The organism is Buchnera aphidicola (Nurudea shiraii) (genome assembly GCA_039829955.1).
In the GTDB taxonomy this organism is placed as follows: Bacteria; Pseudomonadota; Gammaproteobacteria; order Enterobacterales; family Enterobacteriaceae; genus Buchnera_B; species Buchnera_B aphidicola_AY.
Genome location: CP140035.1, coordinates 128,785 through 153,935, shown reverse-complemented (window position 1 = coordinate 153,935; position 25,151 = coordinate 128,785). Strand labels below are relative to the sequence as shown.

At 24.8% G+C, this 25,151-nt stretch carries 18 protein-coding genes and 1 pseudogene; 11 read left to right on the top strand and 8 right to left on the bottom strand.

What is annotated here, in order from left to right; all coding sequences use genetic code 11:
- Nucleotides 1–99: 99 nt before the first annotated feature.
- The 8 genes from ribF (at nucleotide 100) to U0T63_00665 (ending at nucleotide 11,263) form a co-directional block, all read left to right on the top strand.
- Complete coding sequence (gene ribF, locus U0T63_00700) at nucleotides 100–1,050, top strand: bifunctional riboflavin kinase/FAD synthetase (protein XBC39363.1); 951 nt, start codon at nucleotides 100–102, stop codon at nucleotides 1,048–1,050.
- 25 nt (nucleotides 1,051–1,075) lie between these two features.
- Nucleotides 1,076–3,892, top strand: a complete 2,817-nt coding sequence (gene ileS, locus U0T63_00695; GenBank protein ID XBC39362.1) for an isoleucine--tRNA ligase — start codon at nucleotides 1,076–1,078, stop codon at nucleotides 3,890–3,892.
- Nucleotides 3,892–4,374 carry a signal peptidase II gene (gene lspA, locus U0T63_00690; GenBank protein XBC39361.1) on the top strand — a complete coding sequence of 161 codons (483 nt, stop codon included), beginning with the start codon at nucleotides 3,892–3,894 and terminating at the stop codon, nucleotides 4,372–4,374. The genes ileS and lspA overlap by 1 nt, the downstream gene beginning before the upstream one ends.
- Before the next feature lie 90 nt (nucleotides 4,375–4,464).
- Nucleotides 4,465–5,415, top strand: a complete 951-nt coding sequence (ispH, locus tag U0T63_00685; protein ID XBC39360.1) for a 4-hydroxy-3-methylbut-2-enyl diphosphate reductase — start codon at nucleotides 4,465–4,467, stop codon at nucleotides 5,413–5,415.
- Between the two features lie 22 nt (nucleotides 5,416–5,437).
- Entirely contained in the window at nucleotides 5,438–6,262 is an 825-nt protein-coding gene (gene dapB / locus U0T63_00680) for a 4-hydroxy-tetrahydrodipicolinate reductase (protein XBC39359.1), read from the top strand.
- Nucleotides 6,263–6,323: 61 nt separating this feature from the next.
- Nucleotides 6,324–7,514: a glutamine-hydrolyzing carbamoyl-phosphate synthase small subunit gene (gene carA, locus U0T63_00675; GenBank protein ID XBC39483.1), complete on the top strand. Its 1,191-nt coding sequence runs from the start codon at nucleotides 6,324–6,326 to the stop codon at nucleotides 7,512–7,514.
- The gene (gene carB / locus U0T63_00670) at nucleotides 7,493–10,720 is read left to right on the top strand and encodes a carbamoyl-phosphate synthase large subunit (protein XBC39358.1); all 3,228 of its coding nucleotides are present in this window, start codon (nucleotides 7,493–7,495) and stop codon (nucleotides 10,718–10,720) included. The genes carA and carB overlap by 22 nt, the downstream gene beginning before the upstream one ends.
- A 39-nt stretch (nucleotides 10,721–10,759) precedes the next feature.
- Nucleotides 10,760–11,263: a dihydrofolate reductase gene (locus tag U0T63_00665; protein ID XBC39357.1), complete on the top strand. Its 504-nt coding sequence runs from the start codon at nucleotides 10,760–10,762 to the stop codon at nucleotides 11,261–11,263.
- Between the two features lie 3 nt (nucleotides 11,264–11,266).
- Here the strand turns inward: U0T63_00665 and U0T63_00660 are convergent, their stop codons facing one another.
- Nucleotides 11,267–12,100, bottom strand: a complete 834-nt coding sequence (locus tag U0T63_00660) for a symmetrical bis(5'-nucleosyl)-tetraphosphatase (GenBank protein ID XBC39356.1) — start codon at nucleotides 12,098–12,100, stop codon at nucleotides 11,267–11,269.
- An 81-nt stretch (nucleotides 12,101–12,181) separates the two neighbouring features.
- Entirely contained in the window at nucleotides 12,182–12,976 is a 795-nt protein-coding gene (gene rsmA, locus U0T63_00655) for a 16S rRNA (adenine(1518)-N(6)/adenine(1519)-N(6))-dimethyltransferase RsmA (GenBank protein XBC39355.1), read from the bottom strand.
- A gap of 545 nt (nucleotides 12,977–13,521) precedes the next feature.
- Between rsmA and U0T63_00650 the strand changes: the two genes are divergently transcribed.
- The gene (locus U0T63_00650) at nucleotides 13,522–14,241 is read left to right on the top strand and encodes a DedA family protein (GenBank protein ID XBC39354.1); all 720 of its coding nucleotides are present in this window, start codon (nucleotides 13,522–13,524) and stop codon (nucleotides 14,239–14,241) included.
- Between the two features lie 234 nt (nucleotides 14,242–14,475).
- On the opposite strand, the gene rplY is transcribed toward U0T63_00650, so the two are convergent.
- Together rplY and nfo are read right to left on the bottom strand one after the other, a co-directional pair.
- Complete coding sequence (gene rplY / locus U0T63_00645; protein ID XBC39353.1) at nucleotides 14,476–14,769, bottom strand: 50S ribosomal protein L25; 294 nt, start codon at nucleotides 14,767–14,769, stop codon at nucleotides 14,476–14,478.
- A gap of 129 nt (nucleotides 14,770–14,898) precedes the next feature.
- A pseudogene (gene nfo / locus U0T63_00640) lies at nucleotides 14,899–15,734 on the bottom strand (deoxyribonuclease IV).
- Nucleotides 15,735–16,176: 442 nt separating this feature from the next.
- On the opposite strand from nfo, the gene U0T63_00635 reads away from it, so the two are divergent.
- Complete coding sequence (locus U0T63_00635) at nucleotides 16,177–17,049, top strand: glycine--tRNA ligase subunit alpha (GenBank protein XBC39352.1); 873 nt, start codon at nucleotides 16,177–16,179, stop codon at nucleotides 17,047–17,049.
- A gap of 40 nt (nucleotides 17,050–17,089) precedes the next feature.
- On the top strand, nucleotides 17,090–19,168 hold the full coding sequence (gene glyS, locus U0T63_00630; protein XBC39351.1) for a glycine--tRNA ligase subunit beta: 2,079 nt from the start codon (nucleotides 17,090–17,092) through the stop codon (nucleotides 19,166–19,168).
- 6 nt (nucleotides 19,169–19,174) lie between these two features.
- Here glyS and secF read toward each other — a convergent pair whose 3' ends face one another.
- From secF to pheT, 4 genes are all read right to left on the bottom strand, one after another.
- On the bottom strand, nucleotides 19,175–20,101 hold the full coding sequence (gene secF / locus U0T63_00625) for a protein translocase subunit SecF (protein ID XBC39350.1): 927 nt from the start codon (nucleotides 20,099–20,101) through the stop codon (nucleotides 19,175–19,177).
- 10 nt (nucleotides 20,102–20,111) lie between these two features.
- Complete coding sequence (secD, locus tag U0T63_00620) at nucleotides 20,112–21,968, bottom strand: protein translocase subunit SecD (GenBank protein ID XBC39349.1); 1,857 nt, start codon at nucleotides 21,966–21,968, stop codon at nucleotides 20,112–20,114.
- A 31-nt stretch (nucleotides 21,969–21,999) separates the two neighbouring features.
- Nucleotides 22,000–22,332, bottom strand: coding sequence for a preprotein translocase subunit YajC (yajC, locus tag U0T63_00615; protein XBC39348.1), 333 nt, complete (start codon nucleotides 22,330–22,332; stop codon nucleotides 22,000–22,002).
- Between the two features lie 425 nt (nucleotides 22,333–22,757).
- Nucleotides 22,758–25,145 (bottom strand): phenylalanine--tRNA ligase subunit beta, encoded by a 2,388-nt coding sequence (gene pheT / locus U0T63_00610; GenBank protein XBC39347.1) that lies wholly within the window; start codon nucleotides 25,143–25,145, stop codon nucleotides 22,758–22,760.
- Nucleotides 25,146–25,151 lie beyond the last annotated feature (6 nt).

Genomic DNA, 25,151 nt, shown 5'->3' with positions numbered 1-25,151 from the left:
TCGTCACGTTCTATATATTATTGTAAGCTAAACTAACTTCTTCAACAAACAATTTTTACAATACTTTTATATATTAAACACTATATTTTATTAAATGCCATGAAAATAATACGAAATATAAAAAACTTAAAATTTCAAACTAGTCCTTGTATTCTAACAATAGGAAATTTTGACGGGATGCACCTTGGACACCAAAAATTGTTAACATTAATTTGCAATAAAAAAAAAGAAGAAAATAAACCAATAACCATTATTTTATTCGAACCACAGCCAAAAGAATTTTTTCATTCTGATAATCCTCCTGTAAGACTTATGAAATTCCGAGAAAAAATAAAATACCTATCTAAATGGGGCATAGATACAATCTTATGCATATACTTTAATTACTATTTCTCTCTAATAGATCCTTTAGATTTCATTAAAAAAATAATAGTTGAGAAATTAAATACTTGTTTTTTATTTGTAGGAAAAAATTTTGTATTTGGTGCTCAAAGAAAAGGAAACATTTCTTTATTGCAAAACATAGGAAAACTCTACAATTTCAAAGTTCATGTTGAAAATATATTTTCAATACAAGGCACTAAAATAAGCAGCACAGCTATTAGAAAAGCATTACAAAATGATAACCTAAAATTAGCTAAAACGCTATTAGGAAGATCTTTTAGCATATCTGGAAAAGTAACATATGGAAAACAATATGGAACTAAAATAACAGGGTTTCCAACAGCCAACATTATTTTATATAATGATATATCTCCTGTTCATGGAGTGTTTATAATAAAAACATTTATTTATTCTTTAAAAAAAACCTTCTTTGGAGTAGCAAATGTCGGCCATCAACCTACCATGTATGGAACACAAAACAAACTTGAAGTACATCTAATAAACATATCAATAAATTTATATCGAGAATATATAAAAGTCACTTTTATTAAAAAAATTCGAAATGAAATGCTTTTTACTTCCCTAAAAGATTTAAAAACAAGAATCGAAAATGATGTTAATATAGCTATTTTATATTTAAAAAAACATTTTGATATCACATTATAAAACATTTTAAACAAAAGAGAAAAAAATGACTGACTACAAATCAACTCTAAATTTACCACATACTGATTTCTCCATGAAAGGAAACTTATCTAAGAAAGAGCCAGAAATCTTAAAAAAATGGAAAAAATACAATATTTATAAAATAATCAGACAAACTAAAGAAAAAAAAGAAAAATTCTTCTTACATGACGGTCCTCCATATGCTAACGGAAACATTCACATCGGACATGCAGTTAACAAAATTTTAAAAGATATAATAATTAAATCAAAAAATATGTCTGGATATGACGCTCCCTATACTCCTGCTTGGGATTGCCACGGACTTCCTATCGAACAAAAAATTGAAAAAATGAATTTGAATTACAAAAATAAAAATGATTTAAATACTTTTCGAAATCAATGTAGAGAATATGCTAAAAACCAAGTTGATAATCAAAAAAAAGAATTTATTAGATTAGGAATATTAGGAGATTGGAACAATGCATACTTAACAATGGATTTTAAAAACGAAGCAAAAATCTTAAAAAATCTTTCTAAAATGATTAAATTAGGTTACATTTACAAAGATTTTAAACCAGTAAATTGGTGTACTAACTGCCAATCAGCATTAGCAGAAGCAGAAGTAGAATATTATCCAAAATCATCTATTTCTTCATTTATAAAGTTTCAAATTTGTGATAATGATATCAATAAAATTTTTAAAAACATTGATTTATATCATCCCGTATATATAGTAGTATGGACAACTACACTTTGGAGTTTACCAGCAAATAAAGCTGTTGCGTTAAATCCTGATTACCATTACCAACTTATTGAAACACCAAATCAAATATTAATTTTAGCTGAAAAATTAGTTCAAAAAAATTTAAAAAATTTCGGAATTAAAAAATGGAAAGTTCTAAGTTCAATATCTGGTAAATTTCTTGAAAATATAAAATGTTTTCATCCCTTCCTAAATAAAAATGTCCCTATCATATTATCAAAATACGTCACTCTAGATTTAGGAACAGGTGCTGTACACACAGCTCCAGAATTTGGAAACGAAGATTATGAAATTAGTAAAAAATACAAAATTAGTACAACAAAAACAATTCATGGAAACGGAAATTATATTCTTAATATTCATCCTAAACTAGATGGAATTAATATCTTTAATTCTATAAAAATTATAATCAAACTATTAAGAAAAAATAATTCTTTATTAAAATCTGAAAATCTCACGCATAATTATCCACATTGTTGGAGACACCAAACACCAATTATTTTTCGAGCTACTCAACAATGGTTTATAAACATGAGTCATAAGAATTTAAGAAAAAATTGTATAAAACAAATACAAAAAGTTAAATGGATTCCTAATTGGAGCAAAGATAATATGATCAACATGATATCTAACCGACCCGATTGGTGTATATCTAGACAAAGATCTTGGGGAGTACCTATTCCTATCTTTTTTCATAAAAAAACAGGAGATCTTCACCCAGAGTTATCTCTGATTATTAAAAAAGTTGTAAAAAAAATAGAAAATAATGGAATTCAAGCTTGGTTTAATATAAATCCAAAAACTTTATTAGAAAATACATCAAAAGATTACATTCAAGTAACAGATATTTTAGACATTTGGTTTGAATCTGGTTCTATAATGATTTCTGATGTATACGAAAAAAAAATATGTAATACAAATATTTCTAATGTATTGTATATAGAAGGATCAGATCAACACAGAGGGTGGTTTATGTCTTCTTTAATAATATCTACTGCTATCCATTCTATTTCTCCATACCGAACAGTTATTACTCATGGATTTGTAGTAGATGAAAAAGGAAAAAAAATGTCCAAATCAATTGGAAATACCATCCATCCAAACTATGTAGTCAAAACATTAGGAGCTGACATATTAAGATTATGGGTAGCTTCTACTGATTATTCTAAAGATCTTTCTATTTCTGAAGTAGTACTGAAACAAGTATCAGAAATATATAGAAAAATTCGCAATACAGCCAGATTTCTTCTCTCAAACCTATACGACTTTAATCCTGAAATAGAAATAATATCTTCTCAAAACATGTTAAAAATAGATCAATGGGCAGTAAGCAAAACTCTTGACACTCAAAAAAAAGTAATTAATAGTTACAAAGCTTATAACTTTCATGATGTAGTACAACATATAATGTATTTTTGTTCCATAGAAATGAGTTCTTTTTATCTAGATATAATAAAAGACAGGCAATATTTAACAAAATCAAAAAGTATTTCGAGAAGAAGTTGTCAAAGCGCTATGTATTTAATTTTACATTCATTAGTGAGATGGATTGCACCTATTCTATCTTTTACTGCAGACGAACTATGGAGTTATTTACCAGGAAAAAAAAATAAATTTATATTTACTGAAGAATGGTTCGACAAATTATTTCATTTAGATGAAAAAAATACAATGAATAATAAATTCTGGAACGAACTAATAATTATTAAATCTGAAGTTAACAAAATTTTAGAAAACGCTAGAAAACACAAAAAATTAGGAAACTCTTTAGAAGCATTAATCACATTATACGTAGATAATGACACCAAAAAACAATTAAAATTATTAAAAAACGAGTTAAAATTTTTATTTCTAACTTCTCAAATTCGAATAAAAAGTTACTCTTCTGCCCCAAATTATGCTATAAACAGTAAACTAATAAAAAATCTTAAAATACATGTCATAAAATTAAGTGGAAAAAAATGCATACGATGCTGGCATATTATTCCAAACACACAAAACATCGATCTTACATTAGAAATATGTAAACGATGTACTTTAAATATTTCAGGATCAGGCGAACAACGTAAATTTTTATAATGAAAAAATCATTAGTTTTAAATACAATCATATTGTTAAGTATTTCTAGTATAATAATATCACTAGATTTTTTTAGTAAAATATGGGTAATTAATAATTACGAATTATTCGAAATAAAATCTATAAACTCAATGTTAAACATTTTTAGAATTCATAATTATGGATTAGCATTTAGTATGTTTTCTAATATAAGTAAAGAACATAAATATTTTTTATCTTTAATAAATACCATAACTATTATCATATTATTTAAAATTATATCTTTCACTTTATATGATCACATTTGTTACAATTTTCCATACATTTTAATCATAAGTGGGGCTATTGGAAATTTAATAAATCGATTGTATTTCGGTTTTGTAATAGATTTTATTGATATTCACTTTAAACATTGGCATATTGCTACCTTTAATATAGCTGACATCAGTATTTTTTTAGGTTGTATTTCACTATTATATATAAATTTCTCTAAAAAAAAATAGGAAATGTAATAATATAATATTTATACATTCCATACATAAAATATAATAGTTATAAAAACGAAATAAAAACCATTAAATAACACAATACATATGAATATTTTTTTAGCCAATCCAAGAGGATTTTGCGCAGGGGTAAAACGCGCGATTAACATTGTTATTATTGCGTTAAAAACTTATGGAAAACCTATTTATGTTAATCATGAAATAGTACATAATACGCACGTCATAAAAAATTTAGAATCAATGGGAGTTATTTTTAATAAAAACATAAACTCTATTCCAGAAGGATCAATTTTAATATTTTCAGCTCATGGAACATCTAAATACATATATAAAAAAGCTATAGAAAAAAAATTAAAAATCATCGATGCTACCTGCCCACTTGTAAAAAAAGTTCATAAAGAAGTATCCTATGCTAGTAAATCAAATTTTGAAGCCATACTTATAGGAACCTCAAAACATCCAGAAACAGAAGGAACACTTGGGCAATATACTAATAAAAATAAAAAAATTTATCTCATAGAATCAATACGAGACGTTTTAAAATTAAAAATAAGAAATCCAAAAAAATTAATGCTTATGACTCAAACTACACTATCTTTTGAAAAAATTAATCCCATTATAAAAAAACTATATAAAATATACCCTAAAATTATAAAACCTAAAAAATCTGATATCTGTTATGCAACCATTAATCGACAAATAGCAGTAAAAAATCTTCTAAAAATATCTGATTCTATTATTGTTGTAGGTTCAAAACACTCTTCTAATTCAAATCAATTATTTCAAATAACAAAGAAAAAAATCAAATATTCTATCTTAATAGATTCTGAAAAAGAAATAAATAATATAAAATGGATTGAAAAAGTAGAATCTATTGGAATAACAGCAGGAGCTTCTACACCAAATACTATCATCGAAAAAGTGATACAAAAAATAAATAACAAAAATAAAAAAAATAAAATACAAGAAATGGTAGGAATACAAGAAAATATTAAATTTCACCTTCCTAAAGATCTAAAAAAACTAAAATGCGGTTAATAAATTTTTAAAAGGAACTAAAATGAAAAATACAATATTTAAAATTGCTATTTCAGGTGCTTTAGGAAAAATGGGGGTGAGTTTAATCAAAGAAATATACAAAAAAAACCATCCATGTATCACTTTAGGATCTGCTATAGTAAAAAAAGGTAACACTCTAATAGGACAAGATATAGGGGAAATAATAGGAATAAAAAAAACTAATGTTTTTATCAATGATTCTTTAAAAAAAGAAATAGATAATTTTGATATTCTAATAGATTTTACTAACCCTAAAAATACAATAAATAACTTAAAAGTTTGTTCTGAAAACCAAAAAAAAATTGTAATAGGAACTACAGGACTATCTGATACAGATATCGAAATAATTAAAGAATTATCCAAAAAAATAGGCATTGTTCTTGATTCAAATTATAGTATTGGAATTAACTTAATGTTATATCTTCTAAGAAAAACAGCTATTACTATAGGAAAAAATTCTGATATCGAAATTATCGAAGCCCACCACCGTGAAAAACAAGATGCTCCTTCTGGAACAGCTATACATATGGGAAAAATAATATCCAATGAAATGAATTGGGACTTTCAAAAAACAGAAGTCTACAGAAAAAAAGGAATAATTGGAAAAAGAAAAAAAAATACAATCGGTTTTTCCACTATACGTGGAGGTGATATAATAGGAGAACACACAGTTATTTTTGCAAATTTAGGAGAACGAATTGAAATAATACATAAAGCTACTAATAGATCAACTTTTTCTCAAGGAGCATTAAAAGCTGCAAAATGGCTAATATCACAGCGAAAAACAGGATTATTCCATATGCGTGATATACTAAAAATACAATAATTTTCACAAAATAAAATATATTAAACTTAAAATTCTTGTCGGAGAACATAACATTTTGAGTATAACAATCTCATCTTTTCCAGAAGCTGTTTTAATTCTAAAAAACGGAATTATATTTTACGGTAAATCAATAGGTGTACTAGGAGAAACTTTTGGTGAAATTGTATTCAATACCTCTATGACCGGATATCAAGAAATTTTGACAGATCCTTCTTATTTAAATCAAATTATCACTTTCACCTATCCACACATAGGAAACGTTGGAGTAAATAAATATGACTGTGAATCTGATATGATTCACGCCAAGGGATTGATTATTCGAGATCTTTCAACTGTTTATAGTAACTACAGAAGTGAAACGAGTTTATCAACATATTTATTTAAACATAAAACTGTAGCTATTTCTGAAATTGATACTCGAAAATTAACTAAAATACTTAGACAATCAGGATCTCAATACGGTTGTATTACTACTAAAAAACCATTTAAAATTTCTAAAATTCTAAAACAACTTAAAACATATGACAACCATAATAAAACAGATCTAGCAAAAAAAATAAGCACTAAAATCACCTACATGTGGAACCAAAATAATACTCATATTAAACCAAATACAATAATTCCATCCCTTAAAAAATCTAAATTTCATATCGTAGTATACGATTTTGGAATAAAAAAAAATATATTAAACATGCTATCTAATAAAAAATGTTATTTAACAATTGTTCCAGCACAAACATCTGCTCAAGAAGCTTTAAAACTATTACCAAATGGAATATTTTTATCCAATGGACCAGGAGACCCAAGATCATGTTATTATGCTATTCAAGCAATTAAAAAATTTTTAAAAATTAACATTCCAATTTTTGGAATTTGCTTAGGACATCAATTATTAGCTCTAGCTAGCGGAGCAAAAATAATAAAAATGAAATTTGGACATCATGGCGGAAATCATCCTGTAAAAAATTTAATTTCTAATACTGTCATCGTTACTTCTCAAAATCATAACTTTACAGTCAATCCTATCAACCTTCCTAAAAACATTCAAATTACTCATATTTCTCTTTTCGATGGAAGTATACAAGGATTACAAATAATCAACAAAAATGCATTTAGTTTTCAAGGTCATCCAGAAGCTAGTCCAGGACCACACGATTCCTTGTCACTTTTTGAAAAATTCACAGATTTTATAAAAAATCATTATTATGACATTAAAAATCAAGAGGAAAAATGCCAAAACGTACTGATATAAAATCTATTTTAATTCTAGGATCAGGTCCTATAGTCATAGGACAAGCATGTGAATTTGATTATTCTGGTGCTCAAGCTTGTAAATCTTTAAAAGAATTAGGATATAAAATTATTTTAGTAAATTCTAACCCAGCTACTATTATGACAGATCCTGAAATGTCCGATGTTACATATATTGAACCTATTCACTGGAAAATAGTTAAAAAAATCATACAAACTGAAAAACCTAATGCCATATTACCAACCATGGGTGGTCAAACTGCTCTAAATTGTGCTTTAGACCTTGACAAACATGGAATACTAAAAAAGTTTAAAGTAGAAATGATAGGTGCTACTATTAAATCTATTAAAAAAGCAGAAGATAGAAAACTTTTTGCAAAATCTATTAAAAAAATAGGACTATGTACTACAACATCTAAAGTCGTAAACAATTTAGAAGTAGCAACTAAAATTATCAAAAAGATAGGATTTCCAGTAATTATTAGACCTTTTTTCACTATGGGTGGTAGTGGAGGAGGGATAGCGTATAATTATGAAGAATTTAAAAATATTTGTATACAAGGATTAAATTTATCACCTTCAAAACAATTATTAATAGATGAATCTTTAATAGGTTGGAAAGAATATGAAATGGAAGTTGTAAGAGATAAAAACAATAATTGTATCATTGTATGTTCAATCGAAAATCTTGATCCTATGGGCATACACACAGGTGATTCTATTACTGTTGCTCCTGCGCAAACTTTAACTGATAAAGAATACCAAATAATGAGAAACGCATCAATATCTATTTTAAGAGAAATAGGTGTAGAAACTGGAGGAGCTAATGTACAATTCGCTATAAATCCTAATAATGGAAAAATGATAGTTATAGAAATGAATCCTCGCGTATCTAGATCGTCTGCATTAGCTTCTAAAGCTACGGGATTTCCTATTGCAAAAATTGCAGCCAAACTAGCTGTAGGATATACCTTAGACGAACTAAATAATGATTTAATAGGACCAAATTCTACGGCATCTTTTGAACCAGTTATTGACTATATAGTCACTAAAATACCTAGATTTAATTTCGAAAAATTTTTAGGATGTAACGATAGATTAACTACACAAATGAAATCTGTTGGAGAAGTCATGGCGATTGGAAGAACTTTTCAAGAATCTCTTCAAAAAGCTATAATAGGATTAGAAATTGGTGCAAGTGGATTCGATCAAAAAATTAAAGAACATACATTAAACAACATAAAAAAAATTCATTATGAACTACGAGAAGCAGGTCCGGATAGACTATGGTATATTGGAGATGCATTCCGATTAGGAATATCCTTGAATAAAGTTTTTGCATTAACATTAATTGACAAATGGTTTTTGAATCAAATTAAAGAACTAATAGAAATAGAAAGAAAAATAAAAACTTTAGACATAGAAAATATCAGTTATTCTCATCTAAAATCTCTTAAAAGAAAGGGATTCTCAGATTTAAGAATTTCTATTCTAACTAATAAATCTGAAAGAGAAATTAGAAATATACGATATAATTTAAATTTGCATCCAGTATACAAAAGAATTGATACTTGCGCAGCTGAATTTGAAAGCGAAACAGCCTATATGTATTCTACATGGGAAGACGAATGTGAATCTCATCCAACTCATAATAATAAAAAAATAATTATCATAGGAGGAGGACCTAATAGGATAGGACAAGGAATAGAATTTGATTACTGTTGCGTGCATGCATCGCTAGCACTACAAAAACATGGATTTGAAACCATTATGATCAATTGTAATCCGGAAACTGTATCTACTGATTACGACATTTCAAATAGACTATATTTCGAATCAATAACATTAGAAACAGTATTAAACATAGCAAGAATAGAAAAACCTAATGGAATTATTATACAATACGGAGGACAAACTCCATTAAAATTAGCAAAAGAACTCGAAATAGAAGGAGTTCCTATTATTGGAACTAATTCCAATTCCATAGATAAAGCAGAGAACCGACAACACTTTCAAAACGTTGTATCTAGTCTAGGATTAATGCAACCAGCTAATGAAACTGCAACAAATTTACATGATGCTATTTTAAAATCTAAGGTTGTTAAATATCCAATTATGATTAGACCATCTTATGTTTTAGGTGGACGAGCGATGGAAATAATCCACAATGAACACGCTTTAAAAGAATATTTTAAAACTACGGTACCTCATAATAATAAAGATCCTATCCTTCTAGATCACTATTTAAATAATGCAATTGAAATAGATGTAGATGCAATTTGCGATGGTAAAAACGTACTAATTGGAGGAATAATGGAACATATCGAACAAGCTGGAATTCATTCTGGAGATTCAGCATGCTCTCTTCCAACACGTACTTTAGACGAAAAAACTTTAAATATTATTCGATCTCAAGTTAAAAAACTAGCTTTTTCACTATCTGTAAAAGGACTAATTAATGTACAATTTGCAATAAAAAATAAAAAAGTATACATATTAGAAGTTAATCCTAGAGCAGCACGAACAGTTCCTTTCGTTTCTAAGTCTACAGGAATAGCTTTAGCTAAAATAGCTGCGCTTGTTATGACAGGAATAACTTTATCAAAACAAGGTTATACAAAAGAGATTATTCCACCATACTACTCAATAAAAGAAGTTATATTACCTTTTGATAAATTTCAAGGATCAATGCCTATACTTGGACCAGAAATGAAATCTACAGGAGAAGTAATGGGAATGGGAAAAAATTTTTCTGAAGCATTTTCAAAAGTAATGTTAAGCTCACAAATAAACATTAAAAAATTTGGAAGAGTTTTACTCTCTGTCAAAAATAGCGATAAAAAACAAATTGTGAATTTAGCTAAAAAACTAAAAAAAATAGGATTTAAAATAGATGCCACATTAGGTACTGCAAAAATATTAAAAAAATACGGAATAAATGTTAAAATAGTAAACAAAGTAAATGAACGAAGACCTCATGTACAAGACCGAATTAAAAATGGTAAATATGTATATATAATAAATACTAGTGATTGCAATCACACAATTACTGATTCTAAAACAATCTGCCAAAGTGCTTTGCAATACCGAGTGCATTACGATACTACATTAAATGGAGCTTTTGCTACAGTGATGGCTATTGAAATCTGTCCTATTAAAAATATAATATCTTTACAAGATAGGCATAAAACCATTTTAAAGAAATAATTTATTTTAATTCACTGAATTAAATTTTAAAAATACAATATGAAAATTAGTATAATCGCTGCAATGTCAAAAAACTTTGTAATTGGTAATCATGGTGTTATACCTTGGAATCTGCCATTAGATTTACAATGGTTTAAAAAACATACGTTAAATAAAAGTATAATAATGGGTAGAATAACATGGAACTCTATTAAACCTGGACTATCAATGCGACAGAATATAGTATTGACTCATCAGAAAATAAAAAATTTTAAAAATGTATTTTTTGTAAATTCTATTCAAAAAGCAATTAAAATAGCAACTAATAAAAATGAAATAATGATTATTGGAGGAGAAACAATATATCTTCAAATGTTACCATTTGTTACTAAACTTTACTTAACGAAAATAAACAATCGTTTTATAGGAGATACTTATTTTCCGAGATATAAACATATAGGTTGGAAAAAAATATTTTCAGAAAATCACACAATAATAAATCAAAAAAACAAATATAAATTTCAATTTCAAATTTTAAAACGAAATTCAAATAAAAAAATTTAAAAATTACATATATTTTTTTATATAAGATGATTGATTAAACCACATTTTATCTTCAAATCGAAACATACTTAAATATCCACCCCAACAACACCCGGTATCTAAAGGAATAATTTTTAAAGGAGTTAAATTACTCTTTAAAGAAGCCCAATGTCCGAAAAATACATAATAATTTTTTAAACTTATATTATTTATCAAAAACCATGGTAATAATGATGCAGAAGTATTTAAAGAAGGTGATGTTTTAACTTTCATATCTAATGTTCCATTATTATAACAATATCTCATTCTTGTAAATACATTTAAACTAAAACTTAAACGATCTAATTTTTTAAATGAATTATCAATATATTTTATTGAATTATTATCAAATATTCCGTTCAATAATTTGTCATAGTTTTTATTATGCAAAAAAGACTCTAATTTCTTAGAATACGTTCGAGCTGCATCAATATTCCAAAAAGGATGAATACCAGCATGAACCATAATAATTTTTTTTGTTTCATCAATCTGTAAAAAAGATTGCTTCCGCAACCAATAAATCAAATAGTCAATATCTTTAGCCTTTAAAATTCTAGAAATAATTTCATCTTCAAGTTTTTTATGTTTCACATTAGCATACATAGAAATTAAATTAATGTCATGATTACCTAAGACAACACGTGCACGAATACCTAAATTAGAAACAAAGCGTAATACTTCCAGAGATTTAGAACCTCTATTTGTTAAATCTCCAGTAAACCAAAGATAATCTAATTTTTCATCAAATGACGCTTTTTCTAACAATTCCATTAATTCGTCGTAACATCCATGAACATCACCAATAAGATATGTACTCATATAATTTTACCTCTTATACATGTTTTTATTAACAAAAGCAATAGACAAACTGAGAACACTTTAAAATAATTATTATAAAAATTAACTTATATAATTCGATAATATACAATATTGTGTTATTGATAAGTTTTCAGCACGACACTTAGGATCAATATCTAAACTAGTCAAAACATCTTCACTAAACAACTCAAATAAACTATTTTTTATCATTTTTCTTCTTTTACTAAAAGCTAACGTAGTAATCTTTTGTAAGTTACTTACATTTTTGACAAAATTTTTGTTTTTTTTATGAATAGTAAATCTTAAAAAGTTTGAATTAACTTTCGGAATAGGTCGGAAAGATCTGGGAAATACATCCAACAGATTTGTTATATTATAAAAATATTGAGAAATAACACTCAATCTTCCATAATTTTTAGTACCTGGCACTGCTAATAAACGATCTGCTACCTCTTTTTGAAACATAAGATGCATATCAAAAATAATATTATAATATGTAAAAAAATAGCATAACAATGCTACTGAAACATTATACGGCAAATTTCCAAAAATTCTTATCAATTCAAAATTTTTTCGTACACGTAAAAAATCAAACTTTAAAGCATTTTCTGAAAAAATTTTTACATTGCTCATATCTCGATAAAACAAAAATAATTTATAAGCTAAATCTTTGTCATATTCTATTAAGAACAACTTACATGGAAATTTAGAAATATCATATGTTAATGCACCCAATCCAGGCCCAATTTCTATCATAACATCTTTCTTTTGAGGATTAATTCTGGAAATAATATGTTTAATAACACATTTATCTATTAAAAAATTTTGTCCCAAAAATTTTTTAGACTTATATATATTGTTTCTTAATTTAATCATATCATTTATGCTAATAGCTTTTAAAATTTATATACTAAAATATATTTTTTATACATAACATTTTAAACTTTGATTGAATTTTATAAATTATAAATACAATACGTAACTTCTTGTGATATCTATTTTAATGTAAAAAATTTTAAATTTTCTCTATTTAAAAATAAAACTATACTACTTAAATACATTTAAACATCATATGAATGACATATTTTATTTTTATATTTAACTTTAATACAATTAAAAATATTAAAAATTTATCAATAATATTTCTTGAGAAAATAAATAATTTTATATACTATAAGTAATATATAGTTAATTTTAAAAATATAAAACAACAATTAATAAAATTTATACAGATTAAAAACTGTATTTTATATTAATAAAAACACTTAAAACATTTAATTTTCGTTAATAAAAGATAATTAAAACTACTTATTAATACTAAAATATTTAAAAAAAAATTGTTTAAATATTTTTTAAAATTATTCATGTTTCACTCAATTCTATCATAATTACATATTTCGAAAACAAAATAATGAGAAAATATGGAAGACTGGTTTTTGTACTTAATACAACAATCCATTATGTATTCTTTACCAATTATAACTATAGTAGCATTCTTAGAATCTTTAGCGTTAGTAGGTTTATTTTTGCCCGGAATAGTTATTATGGCAACTTTAGGTACACTCATAGGAAATGGAAAAATAAGTTTTTATCCAGCTTGGATAGCTGGATTTATTGGTTGTATATGTGGTGATGTAATTTCATATTATTTTGGATTTAAATTTAAAAAAAAATTGAAAAATTGTTATCTCTTAAAAAGAAATAAAACAATTTTAAAAAAAATAAATAATACTTTAAATAAGTATACTTCTATTACTATATTAATAGGAAAATTTTTAGGTCCTACGAGACCGTTAATCCCTATGGTTTGTGGAATGTTGAACATATCTATTAAAAAATTTTTTGCCTCAACAATTTTTGGTTGTGTATTATGGCCTCCCATATATTTTTTTCCAGGAATTATAACTGGGATAATTGTCAATATTATTCCTAAAAAAGAAAATCCATATTTCAAACTTTTTATTTGTTCTTTTATTATATTAATTTGGATTAATATATGGTTAATATGGAAAATATTTAAAAAAAGAAAAAATAATGATGTCCAAATAAACGAAATTCTTAATATTAAATTACTAATTTATCTATTCATTGTAAGTATAACATTGAGTATAATAAACTTTTTAGTTATATATTACTTCTAAAAATTAATTATTATTGTAAATAATAAATAAACTTGTAAGAACTTCTAATAGAAAAACAGTAAAATTTTTAGTATTTCTAATTGCACATAATATTATAACCACTTCACACTTATAAAAAACTTGTTTTGTAACTTTCATCGGCACGATGTATTTGTTATATGTAAATTACTCGTATATCTTTACTTAATTTTAAGAAACTATGCCATACGTGCCGAGAATTTAAATAGCTTAATTTTACTTATTTGGTACTTTAAAAAAATCCATATGTATAATATTTGGTTTAAATACATGTCGTTGAATAGATTGTACTTTGACAATATGTTGTATATGATCTATTATTAGTAATAATTTTTTTTTATACGTATCACAATTTAAAATTATGTTAAAAACTACATTATGATATAATTCTATAAAAACATTAGGACACAAAGGTCCATACATCACAGCTGGAATTTTGTTATTCAAACGAATACATCTACTCGAACTTGTTCCAATTTTTTTTCGCTTAGTAGCGTGGATAGTGATCATTAGCTATCAAATTTATAAATCAAATAAATTATTTTTATAATACTACAAAAACTATGAAAATGACATTTTACAATTTGTAATTTTAAAAATTTTTATTAAATATTTTTAAAACTTAATAACTATATGTTTCTATAATGAATTTAACCACATTATCTCTTCTTTCCACAAAAATTTATCCTTAGTCTCTAATATAATAGGAATGTTTTCACATTTAATGTTTCTCATAATCCAAATAAAAGCTAATTTTCCAATTTCTCCTTTTCCTAAATTGTGATGTCTATCTAGGCGGCTATTTAATATTGATTTAGAATCATTAAAATGCATACCACATAAATAACTAAATCCTATGATATTCTTAAAATGTTTAAACACTTTATTACATGATAATTCTGTACGTAAATCATATCCAGAAGAAAACATATGACATGTATCCAAACAAATTCCAATACGAGATTTATCATGAATTCTATTAATAATAAAACCTAAATGTTCAAAAGAATAACCTACGTTCGTTCCCTGACCCGATGTATTTTCAATAATTAATTTAACATCTCTAGTATTATTTAATGCCAAATTAATAGAATCAGAAATCCTTTCTAAACATTGCACTTCACTAATTCTTCGTAAATGACTTCCAGGATGAAAATTTAAAAGATTTAATCCTAACTTTTGACATCTTAGTATTTCATCAATAAAAGCTAATCTAGATTTTTTTAATTTATCGTTAAAAGGACTTCCTAAATTAATTAGATAACTACTATGAGGTAAAATTTGATTTGATGAATAATTAAAATTTTTGCATGCAATTTTAAAATTTATTATATCTTTTTTTTTAATTCTTTTTTAATCCATTGTAAAGGATTGTTAGTAAATAAAGCAAAAGCAGTTGCCCCTATTTTTTTTGCTCTAATAACAGCTTGATCTAAACCCCCTAATATACTAACATGAGCTCCTATATATTTCATTTTTTATCCTATAAATATATTAAACTTTTCAATATAAAATTATAAAAATAAATTTTAAGATATTTAAAAAACTTAAACATAAAATTTTCCAATATAACTAAAATTTAAACCTATTAAAATTTAAAGAGATATTGAAAATTGTTAATACTAAACGTTAATTTAAACTAATAATTCTTTAATATTAATATATTCAAAAAATTTATTCTATTTTATGTTAATTAACAAGAAACTATAAAATAATAAAACCTAAAATTTTAAAATACCTATTTTAAAATTTACAATATTAATTAGTTCTGACACTAAATTATATTTTATATAGAAGCAAATATCATTATAAAGTGTCAAAATACTTAATACTAAATATCATTTAGAAAACTTAATTAATTAAAATTTTTTAAAACATCCAAGTATATCATACACAAGTAACTATATAGAGTATATAATGAGTGATTTAACGACATTTTATCAAATAATTCTCACATTAAAAAATTATTGGAATGATAAAAATTGTACTATCCTCCAACCATTAGACATTCCTGTAGGAGCTGGTACTTTCCACCATCAAACATTTTTTGGAGTACTTAATTCTCAACCTACTTCTTTTGGATATGTACAAGCGTGTCGTAGACCTTCTGATGGAAGATACGGAGAAAACCCTAATCGACTACAACATTACTATCAATTTCAAGTAATTATTAAACCTGCTCCAGATAATATACAAAATTTATATTTAGAATCGTTAGAACAATTAAATATTGATTTAAAGTCTAACGACATACGCTTTATGGAAGACAATTGGGAAAATCCAACGTTAGGAGCATCTGGTAAAGGATGGGAAGTACGAATTAATGGAATGGAAATCACACAATTCACTTATTTTCAACAAATGGGGGGTTTAAATTGTACTCCAATATCTGTCGAAATTACATATGGATTAGAACGAATGGCTTTACATATACAAAACAAAAATAATATATACGATCTAAATTGGGATACAAATAGAAAAAAAAATACTTATAAAGACCTATTTCTTAAAAACGAACTAGAAAATTCCATATTTAATTTTGAATATTCTAATATTAAAGTATGTTTCAATTTATTTAATATTCATATGAAAGAAGCACAAAATATAATAAATTTTTCATCTCCTTTGTTAATTCCAGCATATGAACAAGCATTATATGGGATACATTATTTTAATTTATTAGACGCAAAAAAAACTTTTTCTACTACCGAACGACAGCAGCATATTTTAAACATTCGAACTATTATTAAAAATATTGCAAAAAAATATCATACTTTGAACAAACATTAAAAATTTTTTAAATTTCATAATAACATTTAAAAGGAAAAATATGAACAAAACATTCTTATTAGAAATTGGAACAGAAGAACTACCTCCGAAATCACTTCTGATTACAATAGAATGTCTCAAAAAAAATATAATATCTTTGTTAAGTCAAAATTATATAGAGTATTCTAAAATATCATGCTTTTCAACTCCAAGAAGACTAGCTATAAAAATAGAAAAATTAAATACAAACATAAAAAAAATTAAAAAAAACCATAGAGGACCTTCTATTTCTAATGCTTTCGATAATTTAGGTAATCCGACTCAGTCAACTAAATGTTGGATGAAAAAAATAGGAATTACAATAGATCAAACATCTCGAATAATAGAAAAAAAAAGAGAATGGATATCATATGAATACTATTTAAAACACCAAACAATTGAAAAAAAATTAATAGAAATAACTATAAATTCTATAAAACATATCTCTGTTCCTAATTCTATGCAATGGAATTCAACAAAAATGCAATTTTCTCGTCCTATACGAAATATAGTTATGTTACTAGACGAAAAAATTATAAAAGGAAAAATATTAGGACTAAGTTCAAATAGATCACTTTTTTGGAATATTTTCACAAAAGACAAAAAAATTGACATCTCTCATGCTAATCAATATCCAGAAATACTATTTCAACACGCTAGAGTAATTGCTGACTACGATATAAGAAAAACAAAAATCAAAACAGAATCTGAAATCATTGTCAAAAATATTAAAGGATTTCTAAAAATAAACAACCTATTTTTAGATGAAATAACATCATTAGTAGAATGGCCTGCGGTTTTTTTAGGTAGTTTCGATAAAAAATTTCTTAATTTGCCATATGAAATTTTAACATATATTATAGAAAATCAACAAAAATGTTTTTCTATATATAACAAAGAAAATAGAAAAATTACAAATAATTTTATTATTATCTCGAACAACGCAACAAAAGACCCTCATAGAATTATATCTGGAAATGAGAACATACTAAATTCTCGATTTTCTGATGCAACATTTTTTTTCAAAAAAGATACAAAAATACCGCTAAAAGAATATCAATCTTTATTAAAAAATATTGTTTTTCAAAATTCTTTAGGATCTATTTTTAATAAAATTCAAAGAATGAAAGAACTAATATCCTGGATAGTACAATTCACTAAAGCTGATTTACAAGATTGTATTCAAGCAGTAACTTTATGCAAATGTGATTTAGTTACTAATATGGTATTTGAATTTCCTGAAATGCAAGGAATAGTAGGAATGTATTATGCACTAAAAGATAATGAAAAAAGAGATATTTCTGAAGCTATAAAAGAACACTATTTTCCTAGATTTTCTAATGACAAAATACCATCTAATCCTATTTCATTTTCTTTAGCATTAACTGATAAAATTGACACTTTAGTAGGTTTATTTATAATTGAAAAAAATCTTGTTTCTAAAGACAAAGATCCATTTTCTTTAAGAAGATTAGCTATAGGAATCATAAAAATCGTTTTAAAAAGAAAAATATTTATTGAAATGTCAGAGCTATTAGAGAAATCACTAAATATATATAAAAAAATTGTAAAAAAACATATCATTTTAAAAAATTTAAAAGAATTTATCTTAAAAAAACTATATTTTATATTTATTAAAAAAAAATATAGTTCTAATATTATCAAATCAGTATTAGCAACAAACATTACAAACTTGGTCGAAATTGAAATTCGAATACAAACTCTTTCAAACATACATAATTCAAAAATTTTTACATCATTGATCACTATTCATAAACGAATCTCTAATATATTACAATCTTTTAAAGAAATATCGTCTTTATACGATGAAATAAATTTTAAATTAATAAAAACAATAGAAGAAAAAAAAATAGTACAACTAATATTTAATATACAAAAAAAAATGTTAAACTCTCATTTCAAAAACGATCATACATCTATGCTCATTGAATTAAACAATTTTAATGAACCAATTTCGAATTTTTTTAAAAAAGTTAAAATACAAGATCGAAACAATTTAATTAAAATAAATAGATTAACTATTTTAAACAAAATAAAAGAACTGTTCCTTAATACTGCAGATTTTTCATTTTTATACTAAATTAAATTACGTTTTAATTTTAAATCGTTTCATATTGTATAGTTGAAAAGATAAAGAAGAAGAAACATAGATAGAAGATAACGTTCCAAAAAATATGCCAATCATCATTATAAGAGAAAAATTTTTAATCATTTCACTTCCAAAACAATACAATACTGCTGCTACTGAAAATGTAGTAGCCGAAGTTATTATTGTTCTCACATATGTTTGAGTTAAAGATAAATTTAAAATATCAAAAAATGATAAATTTTTAAACTTTTTACTGTTTTCACGAATTCGATCAGAAATAACAATGCTATCATTTATTGAATATCCTATAATAGACAATAAAGATACTATAACAATTGGACTCACTTCAATATATAAAAAAGAAATAGAACCTAATGTTAACAATAAATCATGAAATAATGATAATATAATCCCAATAGATAAATACCATGAAAATCTAAAAAAAATATAAAAAGAAGTACATAGAATAGACATGAACAAAGATAAAAAGAAAAATATTAATAAGTTTTCATCAACATTTGGACCAACATATTCTGAAGAAATAATATGACACTTAAATTTTAAACCTCTATTTAAGGATATAAAAATCTTATTAAACAAATCTGTTATAGAAATATTTGAAAAATAAGGAAAACGTATTATAACTTCATCCAATCCCCCAAAATAACTAATTTGATTTGTATATAATCCAACGTCATTTAAAACGTTTGAAATATCATTAAGTTCTACTAAATTATCAAAACGAATTTGAAAAATAAAACCACCTGTAAAATCAATATTCCAATTAAATCCGTACATTTCAATACTTACAATAGAAAAAAACAAACATAATACTGAAATAAAAAAAGAATAATTTTTCCAATGCAAAAAATTATATACTAATTCCTTTTTTTTTAAAATAAATAAATAATATAAATAAGGCACAAATTCACCTTTACATAAATAAATTTTTAATTCTTTTCCCACTATAAAAAACTTGAATTATAGTTCTGGTAACCAATAAAGAACTAAAAAGAGAAGTAAAAATACCAACCATGGAAATAATTGCAAAATTTTTTATAATATCGGTACCAATAATATACAAAACTATGGATATAATTAACATAGTAACATTAGCATCAAATATACTATAATATGCTCGAATATATCCTCTATTAATCGCCTCACGAATATATATATTATTTCTTATTTCTTCTCGTATTCGCTCATTAATTAATACATTAGAATCAATAGAAAAAGCTAACATCAACAATATACTAGATATTCCAGGCATAGTTAACACTATTCCAGGTAATATAGAAACTATTGCTATTATTAATAATAAATTAGAAACTAACGCAATAGAGGCAATTATTCCAAATTTTTTGTATCTTATTATCATTATTAAAATACATAATATAATACTTATTATACAACTTAAAATTCCATTTTTCATATTGTTTCTTCCAACAGAAGAACCAATGACAGTTTCTTTTACAACTTGTACAGGGGATAAAAACGATCCAGTTTTAAGCAAAATAGATAATTTCTTTGCTTCAGGAATACTACGTATTCCTACAATTCTAAAAGAACTATCTAATATAGAATTTATTTTTGCCACATTAAGGACACTTTCTTTTTTTTCCAAGTAAACATTCTTATTATTTATACCATGAGTAGAACCAACATGTTCTAACAACAATATAGCTAAATATTCTCCTATATTATTTTTTGTTATATCAGACATTATCTTTCCACCTTCTCTACTCAATATAACATTTACTTCAATTTGATTAAGATCATTTATCAAATAGCTGGAATCTATAATATGTTCTCCTGTAATAAATGCAGATTTATACAATAAAATTGGATTATCAGAATCAATCCAATATAACTTTGAACTATTTGGAATATAATTAGTATTTTTTAAAATAGAAATACCTTTATAATTATTATTAACTAAATGAAATTCTATCATAGTATTAGAACTAAGAATTTCTTTGACTTGCAAATTATCATTAAATCCAGGTAATTCTACAATAATAGAATCAAAACTTTGCTGTTGTACAATCGGTTCTCCAATACCTAATTGATGTATACGACTTTTTAATATATATATATTACGATGTATAACTGATTTCATAGCTGACTTTAAATATTTTTTAGAAAAATCTATATATAAAAAACCATCTGCCGTTCTACTAAGAGATACATCAGGGTAATTCAAGTTAATATCATTTTGCACTCTATCTAATATAGAAAATTTACTAGCACTCAATCGAATTCCATAATTTTGAATCTTTTCAATCTTTAAACCTTTATAATCATTATTAAAACTATAATTTAAAAAATACTTTATTATATTTTTTTGACATTGCTCTAAAATATAGTTAGAACTCACTTTTAGCAAAAAGTAGGTACCACCCTTTAAATCCAATCCTAATCTAGCTGGTTTAGCGTTAAAAATTTTGAATATATTCGGATAATCAGCATTAAAATCAAAAAATACAGAACCCTTATCTTTTAAAAACGCTTTTCTTAATTTTTCGTATGCTCGTAATTGTTCATTGATTTGATCAAAAAACAAAAACGCGTCTTTATCTCTTTTTTTAAAAGCAATATATTTAATTTTTTCATTTTTAAGTATATCAAAAACTTTTAATATACGTATATGAGAAATATTACTGCTTTCTTTAAAATATATATGTATTGATAAAGTATTTTGGAATAAATTAGGAGCTGCATAAATTAGTCCTAATAATAATATCATTGCTATTAAAAATAACCTGAATTCAGACGAACGAATTAACATATATTAAAAAACCTATTTATAACTTTAAAATTTAAATATTATTAAGAGTACCCTTAGGTAAGATTAATAAGACATAATCATTTTTTATTAATATTTTAACATTATGATTTAATTCTAATACAATATACTCCGTTTCTATAAATTTTTTTATTTTTCCTACAACTCCACCAGTAGTTAATATTTCATCACCTAAAGAAAGAGAACTAATCAAAGTTTTATGCTCTTTAAGTTTGTTTCTTTGAGGTCGAATAATCGTAAAATAAAAAACAAATAAAAAAAATAATAGCATATAAACTAATGAATATACATTTCCTTGATAAACATCACTATTTGAAGCAAAAGCTTCAGAAATTAAAAAGTTCACAAAATTCTCCTTATATTATAGAATTAGATGACAACGAAACATTTAACATTTAGCAATATAAAAATTCAAAACAGTTATTTTTTCGATTATATATTTGGAAGTATTCAAAAATGTAAGATATGCCTGAGCTTAAAATAAAATAATTAATTTATAATTTTATTAACTTGGAAATATTGAAGTAAAACTCTAATTATGAATCATTCTTTAAACAACAACTAAATGATAGTTTGTAAAACATTTTTTTTAAAACACAAAATTTCTTGTTTATACTTCAAAAATATATTATACATATAAACTACTTTTACTTTTCATATACTCTAAATAAAATATTTTATACAAAATTCAAATTATACTTTAAGAATCTTAATAAAACTTTAAACTAGTAACTTCGTATACGTCAAGTACTCTTTAAAATGACAATATATTTATTTTCTTACTGTTGTTTTAAACTTTAACTCTAATACTTCAATACAAGTTTTTAAAATACCTGAAATGTCTTTTTCTCTAAAAGTTTTTTCTCTATTTTCTAAAACCAATCGAAAAGTTAAACTTTTTTTTCCAACTCCTATGTCATTTCCTCTAAAAATATCAAATAAATATATATCTACAATATTTTTAATAAAAAGCGTTTTACACTCTTCAATAATATTTCCTACTGAAATTTCTTCATCTACAATAACAGAAATGTCTCTAAAACTTCTAGGATACATAGAAAAATTTCTTATATTGATATTGTTTGAAAAAGAAATATCACCCCAAAATAGCTCAAAAACCATTACTTCATTTTTTAAACGTAATTTCTTTTGTAACATAGGGTTAATTATTCCCATAAATCCAATTATTTTTTTTTTCAAATAAATTTTTACACTTGCTTTAGAACATAACCCTAAACAATTATGCTTTTTAAATTCTAAAAATTTCGCCTGACCAAATAAATCCATAATAGATTCTATATCACCTTTTAAATCAAAAAAATCAACTTTATCTTTTGACATTCCCCAATGCAACTCATTTTTATTTCCACTCAACAGACCGGAAAAATATAAAACTTGTTTAACACCTAAATTCTCTCTAGAATCTGAAATAAAACATAAACCACTCTCAAACAACCTAAATCTATGTTCTTGTCTACTTTGATTATAAAGAACTGTTGACAACAATCCCATCCATAAAGACACTCTCATTGAAGACATATCTTTAGAAATTGGATTAGATATATATAAAGGATCTATATTAGAAAAAAACATTTTTTGAAGCTCAGGATCAACAAATCCATATGTAATAATTTCATGATACCCTTTGTCAACTAAAAGCAATTTAGCTCTATTTAATGCATTATAAACTTTATCCTCTCGAGAAATATTAAAATATGTTGACATAGGAATTGAAGGAACATTTTGATATCCAAACATTCGTATCAATTCACCAATAACTTCTTCTTCTATTGTAATATCAGATCTCCAACTAGGAGCAAAAACGTCCCAATACTCACCACAAAAAATTACCTTAAATCCTAACTTTACTAAATTTCTTACAATTAATGCATCACTAATAACAAATCCGGATATGTTTCGTATTTTTTTCTTATACAATTTAATACTTTTTTTACAAGGTACTTTTGAAATTTCTACTCTTTTTACAATTTTTCCAGCTTCTCCACAACAAAGTTTTAAAATTAAATAAGTAGCATACTCCAAAGCTTTTTTTTGATTACCAAAATCAATACCTCGCTCATAACGCTCTGTAAAAATATTTTTACATCCATAATTAAAAGATCTTTCAAAGATATTAGAACTGTAATAAGAACTACAACCTAAAAATAAATTTTTTGAATTTAAATCTATAGCTGAATCAAACGAATTAATATGGCCACCTAAAGCTAATATTTTTTCTTCATCTGAAATCACTATTACATCGTCATCAATAAAAACTTCTTCATTATTAGAATTAACGAAACGCTCATGTTTATAAGATTTTCTTAAAATAATTTTTTTTAAAATGCAATCTAAATCAATAATATATAATGGCTGACCTATTTCTATCAATACATAATTAATGATATTAATCACAATATTAGATAATTTCAAAGAAGAACGTATAAGTTTTTCTTTCATCCAAAACGGTGTATTTCTTTTTATATTAATGTTTTTTATGGTTCGTCCAAAAAAACGCCAACATGTATCTGGAATATTAATAGAAATATTTAAATCACTCGAACTACGTGTTAAATTAAAATACTTCTTCAAGCGAGGTTGTGGTAAATCATTCCATGCTGCAATATCTCGAGCTATTCCTAATATACTCAACGCATCAGAACGATTAGGGGTGCTTCTAATTTTAATAACATTATCATCTAATGTAACATATTCACATACATCCTTTTCTATTACAGAATTTGATGGAAGTATAATAGCACAATCATCTAAATTTATTAACCCGACATCTTCACAAAAACAAACTATTCCATCACATCTCAATTTATTTAACTGAACCAATTTTAAAAAATTATAATTAAATAATTTAGAATTATTAACAGCTATAATAACTTTCATACCTTTTATAAAATTAAAATTTCTTGATATAACTTTAATATATTGATTATTTTTAATTTTTATTTTTATTAACAACAATTTGATATTAGAATAATCTTTTAAAACTTTGATCACTTCTCCAACAATTAAATTTGAACATACATTTGAAACATAAGTAATTTTTTCAATCTCTAAACCTAATTGTACTATTTGATCACATAATGAATTAACATTAATGGCAGGATTCACCCATTCTCGTAACCATCTCTCACTAAATTCCATAACGTA

What these genes read in the sequence shown, in the direction of transcription:
- pheT (XBC39347.1), bottom strand. Translation starts at nt 25,145, where the DNA reads ATGGAATTTAGTGAGAGATGGTTACGAGAATGGGTGAATCCTGCCATT.
- U0T63_00665 (XBC39357.1), top strand. Translation starts at nt 10,760, where the DNA reads ATGAAAATTAGTATAATCGCTGCAATGTCAAAAAACTTTGTAATTGGT.
- lspA (XBC39361.1), top strand. Translation starts at nt 3,892, where the DNA reads ATGAAAAAATCATTAGTTTTAAATACAATCATATTGTTAAGTATTTCT.
- glyS (XBC39351.1), top strand. Translation starts at nt 17,090, where the DNA reads ATGAACAAAACATTCTTATTAGAAATTGGAACAGAAGAACTACCTCCG.
- rsmA (XBC39355.1), bottom strand. Translation starts at nt 12,976, where the DNA reads ATGATTAAATTAAGAAACAATATATATAAGTCTAAAAAATTTTTGGGA.
- secD (XBC39349.1), bottom strand. Translation starts at nt 21,968, where the DNA reads ATGTTAATTCGTTCGTCTGAATTCAGGTTATTTTTAATAGCAATGATA.
- U0T63_00635 (XBC39352.1), top strand. Translation starts at nt 16,177, where the DNA reads ATGAGTGATTTAACGACATTTTATCAAATAATTCTCACATTAAAAAAT.
- rplY (XBC39353.1), bottom strand. Translation starts at nt 14,769, where the DNA reads ATGATCACTATCCACGCTACTAAGCGAAAAAAAATTGGAACAAGTTCG.
- ileS (XBC39362.1), top strand. Translation starts at nt 1,076, where the DNA reads ATGACTGACTACAAATCAACTCTAAATTTACCACATACTGATTTCTCC.
- U0T63_00660 (XBC39356.1), bottom strand. Translation starts at nt 12,100, where the DNA reads ATGAGTACATATCTTATTGGTGATGTTCATGGATGTTACGACGAATTA.
- U0T63_00650 (XBC39354.1), top strand. Translation starts at nt 13,522, where the DNA reads ATGGAAGACTGGTTTTTGTACTTAATACAACAATCCATTATGTATTCT.
- carB (XBC39358.1), top strand. Translation starts at nt 7,493, where the DNA reads ATGCCAAAACGTACTGATATAAAATCTATTTTAATTCTAGGATCAGGT.
- dapB (XBC39359.1), top strand. Translation starts at nt 5,438, where the DNA reads ATGAAAAATACAATATTTAAAATTGCTATTTCAGGTGCTTTAGGAAAA.
- ispH (XBC39360.1), top strand. Translation starts at nt 4,465, where the DNA reads ATGAATATTTTTTTAGCCAATCCAAGAGGATTTTGCGCAGGGGTAAAA.
- ribF (XBC39363.1), top strand. Translation starts at nt 100, where the DNA reads ATGAAAATAATACGAAATATAAAAAACTTAAAATTTCAAACTAGTCCT.